The 11,987-nt window shown below is 66.3% G+C and carries 13 protein-coding genes; 7 read left to right on the forward strand and 6 right to left on the reverse strand.

The annotated features are described in order from the left end of the window. The coding region (locus ACTXPP_RS13315) for a helix-turn-helix transcriptional regulator (RefSeq protein ID WP_443342569.1) at positions 1-201 on the reverse strand (201 nt) is incomplete at its 3' end. A gap of 125 nt (positions 202-326) precedes the next feature. Between ACTXPP_RS13315 and ACTXPP_RS13320 the strand changes: the two genes are divergently transcribed. Further along, positions 327-710, forward strand: a complete 384-nt coding sequence (locus tag ACTXPP_RS13320) for a VOC family protein (RefSeq protein WP_443342571.1) — start codon at positions 327-329, stop codon at positions 708-710. Here the strand turns inward: ACTXPP_RS13320 and ACTXPP_RS13325 are convergent. Beyond that, positions 707-940 (reverse strand): hypothetical protein, encoded by a 234-nt coding sequence (locus ACTXPP_RS13325; RefSeq protein WP_443342573.1) that lies wholly within the window; start codon positions 938-940, stop codon positions 707-709. The genes ACTXPP_RS13320 and ACTXPP_RS13325 overlap by 4 nt on opposite strands. 79 nt (positions 941-1,019) lie before the next feature. Between ACTXPP_RS13325 and ACTXPP_RS13330 the strand changes: the two genes are divergently transcribed. The 3 genes from ACTXPP_RS13330 to ACTXPP_RS13340 all read left to right on the forward strand — a co-directional run bounded on the left by ACTXPP_RS13330 (position 1,020) and on the right by ACTXPP_RS13340 (position 4,004). After that, positions 1,020-1,538 (forward strand): methylated-DNA--[protein]-cysteine S-methyltransferase, encoded by a 519-nt coding sequence (locus ACTXPP_RS13330; protein WP_301520180.1) that lies wholly within the window; start codon positions 1,020-1,022, stop codon positions 1,536-1,538. Positions 1,539-1,747: 209 nt separating this feature from the next. After that, positions 1,748-2,800, forward strand: coding sequence for a hydroxymethylglutaryl-coenzyme A reductase family protein (locus ACTXPP_RS13335; protein ID WP_301520179.1), 1,053 nt, complete (start codon positions 1,748-1,750; stop codon positions 2,798-2,800). Between the two features lie 16 nt (positions 2,801-2,816). After that, positions 2,817-4,004 (forward strand): hydroxymethylglutaryl-CoA synthase, encoded by a 1,188-nt coding sequence (locus ACTXPP_RS13340; protein WP_443342575.1) that lies wholly within the window; start codon positions 2,817-2,819, stop codon positions 4,002-4,004. Here ACTXPP_RS13340 and ACTXPP_RS13345 read toward each other — a convergent pair. After that, the gene (locus tag ACTXPP_RS13345) at positions 3,989-4,474 is read right to left on the reverse strand and encodes a DUF4442 domain-containing protein (protein WP_443342577.1); all 486 of its coding nucleotides are present in this window, start codon (positions 4,472-4,474) and stop codon (positions 3,989-3,991) included. The genes ACTXPP_RS13340 and ACTXPP_RS13345 overlap by 16 nt on opposite strands. A 77-nt stretch (positions 4,475-4,551) precedes the next feature. On the opposite strand from ACTXPP_RS13345, the gene ACTXPP_RS13350 reads away from it, so the two are divergent. Beyond that, positions 4,552-5,124: a TetR/AcrR family transcriptional regulator gene (locus ACTXPP_RS13350; protein ID WP_443342579.1), complete on the forward strand. Its 573-nt coding sequence runs from the start codon at positions 4,552-4,554 to the stop codon at positions 5,122-5,124. Between the two features lie 23 nt (positions 5,125-5,147). Next, on the forward strand, positions 5,148-6,161 hold the full coding sequence (locus tag ACTXPP_RS13355; RefSeq protein ID WP_301495757.1) for an MFS transporter: 1,014 nt from the start codon (positions 5,148-5,150) through the stop codon (positions 6,159-6,161). Positions 6,162-6,318: 157 nt separating this feature from the next. On the opposite strand, the gene ilvD is transcribed toward ACTXPP_RS13355, so the two are convergent. The 3 genes from ilvD to ACTXPP_RS13370 all read right to left on the reverse strand — a co-directional run bounded on the left by ilvD (position 6,319) and on the right by ACTXPP_RS13370 (position 10,751). Continuing rightward, on the reverse strand, positions 6,319-8,025 hold the full coding sequence (ilvD, locus tag ACTXPP_RS13360; RefSeq protein WP_301495755.1) for a dihydroxy-acid dehydratase: 1,707 nt from the start codon (positions 8,023-8,025) through the stop codon (positions 6,319-6,321). Positions 8,026-8,187: 162 nt separating this feature from the next. After that, positions 8,188-8,943, reverse strand: coding sequence for an ABC transporter permease subunit (locus ACTXPP_RS13365; protein WP_301495753.1), 756 nt, complete (start codon positions 8,941-8,943; stop codon positions 8,188-8,190). 107 nt (positions 8,944-9,050) lie between these two features. Then, entirely contained in the window at positions 9,051-10,751 is a 1,701-nt protein-coding gene (locus tag ACTXPP_RS13370) for a gamma-glutamyltransferase (protein ID WP_443342581.1), read from the reverse strand. On the opposite strand from ACTXPP_RS13370, the gene ACTXPP_RS13375 reads away from it, so the two are divergent. Further along, entirely contained in the window at positions 10,737-11,816 is a 1,080-nt protein-coding gene (locus tag ACTXPP_RS13375; RefSeq protein WP_301495750.1) for a DUF418 domain-containing protein, read from the forward strand. The two genes, ACTXPP_RS13370 and ACTXPP_RS13375, sit on opposite strands and share 15 nt — an antisense overlap. Positions 11,817-11,987: the final 171 nt, after the last annotated feature.

Below are 11,987 nucleotides of genomic sequence, written 5' to 3' on the forward strand. Positions count from 1 at the left end.
TGGCTCGGTCACCACCGGCACGCCGGCGTCCATGAGGGAGGCGAGGTCGCGGTGAATTGTCCTGGCGGAGACTCCCAGGTCCCCGGCGAGTTCGGACACGGTCGTCCGGCCCCGCGCCCGTAGGACGCTGACCAGGTCGAACAACCGTTGCAGGCGGTCACTTCCCGTCGCCATGTCCTTGCCGTCCGAAGCCTCCGGCACCCTCCGGAAGAATTTTTCCGGGAGTTTTTCTGAACCCTGACAGTTTATGTCAGGGTACCGCTCCACCATCAGAGTTGTCAGCCACCGGCCCCGGTGCCACAGCCACAACCAGAAAGGACAGCACCATGACCACCCCGAACCCCTACATGTTCATCGTCTACGTCAAGGACGCCGCCGCATCCGCAAAGTTCTACAGCGACCTCGTCGGCATCACCCCCGGCTTCGAGTCCCCTCGCTTCATCGCCTTCACCCTGCCCGGCGGCGTCCAGTTCGCCGTATGGAGCGGCTCCGACCTCACCGGTGACACACTGTCACCGGAGGCGGCGCCGGGCCGCGCCAGCGAACTGTGCCTCTGCCTCGGCACCACCGAGGAGATCGAGGAGCGCTTCACCGACTGGCGCGACCGTGGCGTCCACATCGTCTCCGAACCCCACGACGACGTGTTCGGACGCACCTTCGTCGCCGCCGACCCGGACGGCAACCTCATCCGCGTCGCCCCGATCGACTAACTCCGTCGGATGATCTTCCCGGGGTTCTGCTGGATCTGCAGCCCGGTGGTCGGATTGCGGGCGGCACGGCTGAGACCACCGCTGTTCAGCGCGTCCGCCAGGGCGTCCAGCATGTCGCAGTCAGCGGGGATGGCATCCTCCGGCACGACCTCCGGTAGCCACGGACCGACGCAGGTCTCGCGGCGCTTCGCTGTCGTGGTGGCGGCGTAGGTGCGTTTGTGGGTCTTCATGATGTCAAGATGTGCCATACCAACCAGACGACGCAGCTGCGCCCCACGTGACAATCCGCAGGTCACGTAGGATTGGGACATGAGCAACATCACCTACTGCATCGTCGATTCGCCCATCGGTCGACTGTTGCTGGCCGCCACGACGGATGATCTGGTCCGCATCGCTTTCGACTGCGAGGGGTTCGATGCCGTGCTGGACGCCCTGACGGCCGAGACAGTCACGGAATCCACCGGAGGCACCGGAGACACCGCCCCCTCCCCCGAGCTCGATGCCGCCGCCACCCAGCTCGAGGAGTACTTCGACGGCACCCGGCGCGACTTCGACCTACCGCTGTCTCTGCCGGGCCATTCCTTCCGCCGTACCGCGCAGCGGGCCCTACGCGACATCCCCTACGGAGAGACCCGCACCTATGCCCAACTCGCCGAGACCGCCGGCAACCCGAAGGCCGTCCGCGCGGTCGGCTCCGCCTGTGCGTCCAACCCCTTGCCGGTCGTCGTCCCGTGCCACCGCGTGCTGCGAAGCGACGGAGGGATCGGCGGCTACCTCGGCGGGGCCGACGCCAAGAAGTTCCTGCTGTCATTAGAGCAAACTTCCTGACCGTACTGCGTCAGTCACACGACTTCTGCCCGCCCCTCCCGTCACACTGATCCCCCTGGGGTGGCACTGCGCTGCGGGAACACCTATTACGGTGGCTTTCCGTTTTCGCGCCGCCCCTGGACGGTAATCTACTGTGAAGTAGAAGCTCTCCACCGTAAGACAGCTGCCGCATGGACTCCTCCCCGGCGGTTGCCCCAGAAAGGTACGCGTTGAACAGACCAGAGCCGACCACGACCGCGATCCCGACCCAGTGGGTCGGACCGCTGCGGGTCAGTGGCACCGCATTCACCGACGGGTCGGGATTCGAGGAGGTGGAGGTCCCTCTGGCGACCTTCGAGACACCGCTGTGGCCCTCGGTGGGGCGTGGCGCCAGCATCTCCCGGGAGGTGCCGGACGGCATCCGCACCACCGTCGTCTCCGAGTGTATGACCAGGTCCGTTCTGTTCACCGCCGAGGACGGTGCGGTCGCCGCCGAAGCGTCCCGCACGATCACCAGCCGTCTGCAGGACCTGCAGGACACCGTGTCGACCACGACCAGCCACGGAAAACTCGTGGACCTGCACACCGAGATCGTCGGCAACCTGCTCTACGTGCGTTTCGAGCTGCACCCCGGCGACGCCTCCGGCCACAACATGGTCACCAAAGGCGCCGATGCCCTGATGGAACGAATCCTGTCGTGGGACCTCGGACTGTTCTACGGGTCGGTGTCGGGTAACTACTGCAGCGACAAGAAGGCCACCGCCGTCAACGGCATCCTCGGCCGCGGCAAGAACGTCGTCGCCGACCTCTTCCTGCCGCACGAGGTCGTCGAGCGCCGCCTGCGCACCACCGCATCAGCCATCGCCGAGATCGTGGTGCAGAAGAACCTGGTCGGCTCCACGATCGCCGGTGCTTTGCGCTCGGCCAACGCCCACTACGCGAACATGTTGCTGGGCATCTACCTGGCGACCGGGCAGGACGCCGCGAACATCGTCGAGGGCTCCCAGGGCATCACCTACGCCGAGGCCCGGGAGGACGGACTGTACTTCTCCTGCACCCTTCCGAATATCATTGTGGGTACCGTTGGCAGTGGAAAACACCACGACGATGTCACCGAAGCACTTGAGCGCATGGGCTGCCGGGAGAACCGCAAGGTCGGGGAGAACTCCCGTCGCCTGGCCTCCCTGGTGGCCGCAACGGTGCTGTGTGGCGAGCTCTCCCTGCTGGCCGCACAGACCAACCCCGGCGAACTGATGTCCACCCATCTGAGCATGGAACGATAGAGAAGGCGAGAAGATCATGACCGCAATTGGTATCCACGACCTGGAGATGGCCACCGGCCACCACGTTGTCGACCTGGCGCAACTCGCCGACCACGCCGGGATCGCCCCCGGCAAGTACGTCCTGGGCCTCGGCCAGTCCGAGATGAGCATGCTCGCCGAGGACGAGGACATCGTCACCATGGGTGCCGCGGCGGCCAAGCCGTTGCTGGAGCGCAACGGCATCGAGGGGATTCGTACCCTGCTGTTCGCCACCGAGAGTGGTGTGGACCAGTCGAAGGCCGCCGGCATCTCCGCCGCCAAGCTGCTCGGCCTGCCGCACTCCGTGCGCGTCGTGGAGATGAAGCAGGCCTGCTACGGCGGCACCGCCGCCCTGCAGGCCGCCATCGGCATCGTCGCCCGCTCCCCGCAGGAGCGTGTGTTGATCATCGCCTCCGACAATGCCCGTTACCTGCTCGATTCCCCCGGTGAGCCGACCCAGGGGGCCGGTGCGGTCGGCATGCTGGTCTCCGCCGACCCGGAGCTGCTGGAGATCGAGCCGGCCAACGGCATCTCCACCACCGACGTCGACGACTTCTGGCGTCCCAACGACACCACCACCGCCGTGGTCGACGGGCACCTCTCCGTGGGCGCCTACCTCGACGCCGTCTCGGACGCCTGGGCTGACCTGCAGTCCCAGGGCGGCCCTGCCATCGGCGACATCGACCGGGTCATCTACCACCAGCCGTACACCAAGATGGCGAAGAAGGCCCAGGCCCGGCTGCGCGAGGTCAGCGGTGACGACATCAGCACCGCCCTGAACCCCGGTGACGAGGCCGACGGCCGCGACACCGGCCTGGAGACCGGCTCGCGCTACAACCGTCGCCTCGGCAACAGCTACACCGCCTCGCTGTACTCCTGCCTGGCCTCGCTGATCGACCACGAGGACGACTTGGCCGGCAAGCGCATCGGCCTGTTCAGCTACGGTTCCGGTTGTGTCTCCGAGTTCCTCACAGGTGTCGTGCAGCCCGGCTACCTGCAGCGCCGCAACCCGGAGCGTGCCGCCACCCTGTTGGACACCCGGGTCCCGGTGAGCATCGAGGAGTACCGCGCGCTGCATTCGGCACCGCACGGCACCAGCTCTGACCAGGTCACCGCCGAGGTGACCACGGGCCCGTTCCGCTTCGCCGGTGTCGCCGACCAGGCACGCCGCTACGAGGTGCGCTGAGGCACGCGCGCCCTCGCCTTCTCCTTGAGCCGGAAGTAGACCCGGCTACGCACGGTCGCCACGACATCACCTGAGGAGTCGGTGATCTCGGTGGTGAACCAGTGCAGGTGCTTCGACCCGTCGGCGGTCCTCTCCCGGATGAGGTCGAAGGTGGCGTCATCGGTGCGCATGTCCGCCGTGATGCGTCCCCTGCCCGGTTTGAGGTAGGTCACGTGGGATTCGGCATCCCACACGTTGTAGTCCCTCCCGGGTCGGGTCATCCCCATGAACAGGTAGAACCCGTCGGTCATGGTCTGGATCGTACCGCCGAAGGCGGTGCCGACGAGGTTGGCGTTGATCCGCCGGGGACGGTGGGTGGTCACCACGCGTGATCCGTCGTCGGCGATGTAGCGCATGCGGATGCCGGAGCCGACATAGGGCGGGAAGAAATTGAGCGCGAGCTTCAGCTGGCGTGGGGATGGTTTCAGCACAGGGTCGATGCTAGGACGTTGGGGCGTCCGGTGGGGGCGGTTCCACTTTTTATCACACCCGTGATAAATTAGCGGCCATGCCGAAGATCGTGGATCCTGACCAGCGTCGCCGACAGATTCTCGACGCCGCCCTGCACCTCATCGTGACCAGAGGTGTCGACGGCCTGTCCTTCCGCACAGTCGCCGAGGAGAGCGGACTCAACGTCGGCAGCATTCGCAACACCTACCCCAGCCAACATGACCTGCTGGCCGCCGCCGCGGAGGATGTCGGTGACAGTATGGACCGCCGCCTGGAATCCCACGACCTCAGCGGAACTCCGGGAACCCACACCGTGGAGACCGCCGTGGCAGTACTCGGCGAGCTGCTCCCCCTCGACGAGGACCGTCGCCGGGAGAACATCGTGCTCGGCGAGTTCATGATGGCCTCCCGGACCAAGGACGTCTTCCGGGACATCACCGACCACATGTCAGGCGACATGCTTCCCGTGGTGACCGCCGTCCTCACCGGCCTGGGCGTCCCTGCCGACCGCACGTCGCAGGCGGCGATGACCATCAAGACCCTCATGGTCGGCATGACCTTCGATGCCTCCACCAGCCACGGTGCCCTGTCACCCGGGGGGATGACGACCCTGCTCACCGAGGCGTTGTAGTCCGCTTCGGGCAGGACGCACTGATGCCCCGGTGGTTGTTCGCGCTGCTCTTCACGGCCCTGATCCTCTACACCGACGACTACGTCATCGCCGGCATCCTCCCCGAGCTCGCCGGCGACCTCGCCGCAGCGGCAACCTCGGACTTCTGGGTGCTGATGGCCCTGCGCGTGATCGCCGCCCTGTGCGCCGGGGCATCCACTCCCGCCATCTTCGCGTGGACGGCCGCCCAGGCGCCGCCGGAGAAGATCGGACGCTACATCAGCATCGTCGCCCTGGGTGTCACCGGTGCGATCGCCCTCGGCGTGCCCGCCGGAACCCTCATCGCCCAGGCCGTGAGCTGGCGAGGCAGCTTCCTCGTGCTCGCCGTCGGCGCGCTGCTGGCCATCGTCATGACCCGTTCGACGATGGTGTCCGACGGTCAGGGTGAGGACGCTGTTCCGGTCGGTAGGCAGCTCCGCGCCCTGGGTTCCCCGCCGGTGGCCCGGACCCTGGGCGTGAACGTGGTGGCCATGTCCTGCTCGATGATGGCCTTCACCTACTTCGCACCATTCCTCGCCGGGGCGGTCCCCGACCATGAACTCCGGGCGGTCACCTTCGCCGTCTCCGGACTCGGCGGCATCGTCGGCGTGTGGATCGGCGGGGTACTCACGGACAGGATCGGCCCGCTGCGCACCATCGTCGTGTCACTGTTGACCTTGGCCGTCGGCTGCGCCGGATCCTGGCTGCTCTGGTTGGCCGCACCGCTGAACTCGCTCCCACTGATCGTGGTGTTGGTCTGCCTCGGCGCCGTCCAGGCCCTCGGCGCATTCAGCTTGTCACCCGCCCTCACCGCACGTCTTGCGACCACCGCCGGTGACGGGTCCAAGGCGGCCAGCGCACTCAACACCTCCGGCACCTACCTCGGTGTGACGATCGCCGGCGCGGTCGGCGGGGCCGTCCTCGCCGGGTGGGACGCCGGGACCGTCGTCGCCACCGCCACCCTCATCGTGGTCGTTGCTGCGGGGATGTTCGCCGCATCCACGCGGGTGGCGCCCTGAAGCTGAGGGACGCCACTGACGCACGCACCCGCTCCAAGCCCAAGGCCGACCCGTTCACGATCCGCGAGAGATTACTGTAAGAGCCCCAGTGGTGCGACGACCATCAGCCCTACCGCGTGCCCTGGATGTGCGTCGCCAGGTCAGATAGTTCAACCCCCTACGTCGTCACCGCGCCCACGGACGCGGACTTCACGAGCGCGGCATACTTACCCAGCACCCCGTGCAGCCGGGGATTCTCCGGCACCACCCATCCCTCGGCCCGCTCAGCAAGCACAGTCTCTTCAACCAGAAGGTCAATGGTGCGGGCGGCGATGTCCACCCGGATCCGGTCGCCGTCCTCGACAAATGCAATCGGTCCGCCGTCCACCGCCTCGGGAGCAACATGGCCGATGACCAGCCCCGTCGAACCACCGGAGAAACGACCGTCGGTGATCAACAGGACGTCCTTGCCGATTCCCGCACCCTTGATCGCGCCGGTGATCGACAGCATCTCGCGCATGCCCGGCCCGCCCTTGGGCCCTTCGTAGCGGATGATGACCACGTCGTTCTTCTTCAGCTCGCCGTTGAGCACAGCGTCCATCGCCGGCTGCTCCTGGTTGAACACCCGGGCATTGCCCTCAAAGACGTCGGCATCGAAGCCTGCACTCTTGACCACCGCCCCCTCCGGAGCCAACGACCCGTGGAGAATACTCAGCCCACCGGTGGGGTGGATCGGGTCATCCAGGCTCCGCAGGATCGTGCCGTCCGGATCCGGCGGGTTGATCTCCGCCAGGTTCTCCGCGACCGTCTTGCCGGTCACGGTCAGGCAGTCCCCGTTGATCAGCCCGGCGTCCAGCAGAGCACGCATGACCACCGGGATGCCACCGATCTTGAAGACGTCGTTCATCACGTGCCGTCCGAAGGGCTTGAGGTCACCGAGGTGCGGGACGCGGTCGCCGACGTCGTTGAAGTCCTTCAGCGTCAGATCGACCCCGGCCTCATTCGCGATCGCCATGAGGTGCAGCACAGCATTGGTGGACCCCCCCAACGCCATCACCACGGCTACTGCATTCAGTAGCGATTCCCGGGTGATGATGTCCCTGGCGGTGATTCCCTTCTCCAGCAGTCCGACCACCGCCTCCCCCGAGCGTCGGGCGTACATGGTGCGGTTGCGGTGGATCGCCGGCGGTGCGGCAGATCCTGGCAGGCTCATCCCCATCGCCTCGGCCGAGGATGCCATCGTGTTCGCCGTGTACATGCCACCGCACGCCCCCTCTCCCGGGCACACCGCCCGCTCAATGGCATCCACATCCTGCTCGGACATCCTCCCTGCCCGACACGCACCGACGGCCTCGAAAGCGTCGATCAGGGTGACCTCGCGCTCCGATCCGTCCGACAACCGTGCAGTGCCCGGCATGGTCGACCCGTTGTAGAGGAACACCGAGGACAGGTCCAGTCTCGCCGCCGCCATGAGCATCCCGGGGATGGACTTGTCGCAGCCGGCCAGCAGAATCGACCCGTCCAGCCGTTCGGCGGACATGACCGTCTCCACCGAATCGGTGATCACCTCCCGGGACACCAGTGAATAGTGCATGCCCTCGTGGCCCATGGAAATCCCGTCGGACACCGAGATCGTGCCGAATTCCAGCGGATAGCCCCCCGCTGCGTGCACGCCCTCCTTGGCAAAGCCGGCGAGTTTCTTCAAGGTCAGGTTGCACGGGGTGATCTCGTTCCAGGACGACGCCACCCCGATCTGCGGCTTGTCCCAGTCGCCGTCATCCATGCCGACGGCGCGGAGCATACCGCGGGCCGCGGTCTTCTCCAGGCCGTCAGTGACATCCCGGGAGCGGGGTTTGATGTCAGGTTCAGTCCGATTGTATGCCATGTCACGATTCTAGTCCCCGTTGCACGAGCCTGCCGTATCACCGTCTGCTCACCGTCCGTGGCCATGCGGAGTATCCTGCCACCGCCTCGGTCATTACACAGCGTGAGCGATGGTGACGGGTGCTGACGCACCGGCGGGGACGACGGCGGTTACCGGACACCACTACCGCACGTCAGAGCGCCTGTTCCGCCAGAGTCCCACGCCAGAGGCCACCACGAGCCAACCCAGGATGATCACGTAACAGGCCGCAGTGGACAACCCCAGGTCCAGCGGGTCGAACCCGCTGATCAGCTGCTCCTGCCGCTGCCCCGGGGCGATCATCGCCAGCGGACGGAAGATCTCCATGGACTCCGCGGCCATCCCGAGCATGCCGTCGATCAGCAGCATCCAGGCCACAGGAACGGCGACCGCCCCCACCTGGCTGCGGATCACACAGGCCAGGCCAACCGAGACGGCGGCGAAGACCATGGAACCGATCAAGGGGACGTAGAACGCTGTCTCTCCGGCGCCGAGGATGAGCTCCGCCCCCAACGCGGCGCTGATGCCCAGCGACAACGCTGTGCCGACCAGGTAGGACGCCGCCACGAACACCATGGTCACGATGATCTTCGCACCGACCCACTGCCAGCGTCCCCGCTGTGTCAGAAAGGCCTGGGCGTGCAGGTGGTTTCGGATGTCACCGGCGGTCGTCGCCGCCGCGAAGACGACGGCGATGAGCTGGAAGATCTGGTAGCCGTACCCCAGCTTCGCCCAGTCCATGGTCACTGGATCGCCCGGACTGAACAGCACGATCAGTGTCGCCGTACCGAAGAGCGAGCCCGCCATCAGGATGGTGTACACCAGGGTCGACCGAAGACTGAGAAGTTTCGTGGTCTCGGATCGTAGTGCATTGGTCAGTGCGCTGGTCAAGAACATCATGGTGCTGATTCTGCTGCGTGACCTGCACCTGTCACATCGTTCCGGAGGCGGATCCTGTGGTGTCCCCCACCGTCATACCGAGGCATGAGCACCGGTCGGGCAGTATCTCACTCCGCGTCCGACACCACGACTCCTGCTTCCAACCGGTAGTCGGTCGGCCCCGACACAGTGCCCTGCTCCCAGTCGATCTCCAGGGCGTTGACGGAACCGAAGAGACCTTCGGCCGCGGTCTGCGTCGGCCATCCCAGTTCAGGCAGTTGGTCGGCCACCGGATCGTCCAGCAACGCCTGCTCGACCAACAGCGAACCGGACGCGGAATCGAGGCGGAAGCGCGGTGCTGCCACCGCGTCCTCCAGCGACTGTCCCTGCAACGCCCAGCGTGACAGGGTATTGCCGAGAATGCTGAGAATGTTCGCCCCGCCGGGAGTGCCGAGCCCCAGGACCGGGCGCCCTTCACCATCGAGGACCATCGTCGGGTTCGACCATGTCACCGACCGTCGTCCCGGTTCCGGATGGTTGTTGGGCGAGGTCACAGTGGAGAACCGACTGAGCTGGTCGTTGAGGAAGAACCCGCCCACCTCCTGGCCGGACCCCCAGAACTCGGTCAGGGTGTTCGTCATCGACACCACCGTGCCGTCTCCGTCCACCACCGTGATGTGCGTGGTGTTCCCCGGCTTATCCATGTTCTCGCTGTCACTGGCCGGAGCGTCCCCCATGGCCAGAGGCTCCTCCTCGCCGTCAGCGTTGCCGCTGCCGCTGCCGTTGCCGAGGATTGCGTCATAGTCCACATCCACGAAGTCGGTGTCGCCCAGCTCGGTCTGCGCGATCTGCTCCGCGCCGGCCCATTCCTCGGAAACGCGCCGGATGTGCTCGACAGAATTCGGGTCGACCTCGCTGATGCCTCCGTTGTCCAGGTTCTGCATCATCCGGATCAGCGCCACGCCCGGAAGCGCCGCCGCCGAGGACACGATCTCGTAGTCCCCGACCGTGCCCTGCGGCGGCTCATTGTGCTGCACCGAATATGCGTCGAGGGACGCCTCGTCGATCCCGTCCACCTCCGACGACAGCAGTCCAGCGAGCTCGCCGGTGTAGAACGACTCCGGCCCCTGATCCTGAAGTGTGCGGAAAGTGGCCGCGAGATCATCCTGCACGATCTCGTCACCCACCTGCACCGGGACGCCACCCGGCGCGAACTGCGCCAGGCCGGACGTCGCTGCCGCGCCACCGGCATCGCGGCGTTGGACGAAAGTCTCGGTGACCGGTACTCCTCCCTCGGCCATCTCCACGGCCGGGGCCAGCAGTTCTGCCCACTCGAGCGTCCCACGTTGTTCGTGGAGTTCAGCCATGCCGGCGACGAAACCCGGGATCCCGGTGTTGGACGCCGGGATCTGGCCGTCCTGGGCGACGACCTCGCGGTAGTCCACGGCCTCCGTCTGACCGTCCCGGTCGGCGATCAGTGCTGATCCACCGCCACCGATGCCGGAGGCATAGGGTTCCACGACGGATACCGCGAAAGCAGCGGCGATGGCCGCATCGACTGCATTTCCGCCCTGGTCGAGCATCCTCGTCCCGGCCTCCGCGGCCAAGGGATGACCTGCGCTGACACCCTGCTGGTCGAGGCCACGGGCGTCACCCTGCGTTGACTCGTCGCCACCGGATCCTCCCGAGGGTGGGGTGGACGGCTGTTCCTGCTGGGCCGTTGTCCCCTGCCATTCCGATCCGCCGTCACCGGCGCAGGACGCCACGAGTGCTGCCCCGGTGTCGACTGCGCCCGCGGCCTGGCCATATTCGGGATGTTCGCCGCACACCTCGTCACCACGACCCCGATCGTGTGGACCGAACCGGACACGTGGAGCGGAATCGTCGACGGCCACTCCTCCATTCTCTTCGCCACGCTGGCCGGGCTGTCGCTGGGGCTGACCGCTCCCCGCACGCCTGCCCCGAACGGTCCAGGGAACGCCACGAGCGTGTCCGTGCAGCGGAAACGACTGGTTGTCCGTGCGATCCTGCTGTGGCTGTTGGGAGTTCTACTCACCGTCACCGATGTACCCGTCCACATCATCCTCCAGACATATGGCGTCCTGTTTCTTATCGGGGCGGCCATGCTCACCCTGCGGCCCCGTACCCTGTTCCTCATCGCCGCGACGTTGGCGCTGGTCATGCCGTTCGTCGTCGGCGGCATCGAGGAAGCCTGGGGTGGCAGTGCGACGGACGACCCGGACACCGTCGCGCTCCTTCTGAGTTGGCATTACCCGTTCCCCCTCTGGACTGCGTTCCTGGCCGCCGGGCTCGGCGCGGGAAAGGTCCTCCGGGAGAGCACCGACAACGCCTGGTGGCTCCTCGGCGGCGGGTCCGTGCTGGTTGTTCTCGGATACGGGGTGATAGGACCGATCGGTAACCGGGGCGCGGACGAGGGCGCCTCAATGTTGATCTCGCAGCTTCAGTCCGAACCACATTCCTCCGGGCTGGGGGAAGCGATCGGCTCGGGTGGTTTCGCCCTCGCCGTGATCGGCGGCTGCGTGCTGTTGTGCAGTACCCGGCTGCGGCATGTCCTGTGGCCGGTGCGGATCGTCGGAGCCATGCCGTTGACCGCCTATGTCACCCATATCGTGGTGTGGGAGTTCTGGATCCTCGGCGAGGACAATGTGGACAGCGGTGTCGAGGCGATGGGTGGGTTTCTGGCACTCGACCCCTTCTGGCCGTTGGCGCTGTGCGTCACCGGCACATGCATGCTCTGGGCGATGTTCATCGGTAAAGGCCCCCTGGAGTGGGCGCTCGGCCGTGTGTCCGTCTTGGTCGTCCCCGACCGGAAGGTCTCCCTCACGCAGGGGTCAGGAGCATCAGCGTCATCGGCCAATTCCATAAGCCGTTGATTTCTCCCGGTAACAGCCCTCCCGTCAGCGACGGTAACCCTTACCGATCCTCGCCGGAAATGACCTCATGCCCGACATCACCATCACCGACGCAGAGTGTGGACTGGTGCAGACCATGGTGGCTCGCTCCGAGCTAGTGTCTCCCCACATCGTCCGGGTGACGTTCTCCGG

The sequence above is a fragment of the Candidatus Corynebacterium faecigallinarum genome (genome assembly GCF_052264515.1).
Classification (GTDB): Bacteria; Actinomycetota; Actinomycetes; order Mycobacteriales; family Mycobacteriaceae; genus Corynebacterium; species Corynebacterium faecigallinarum.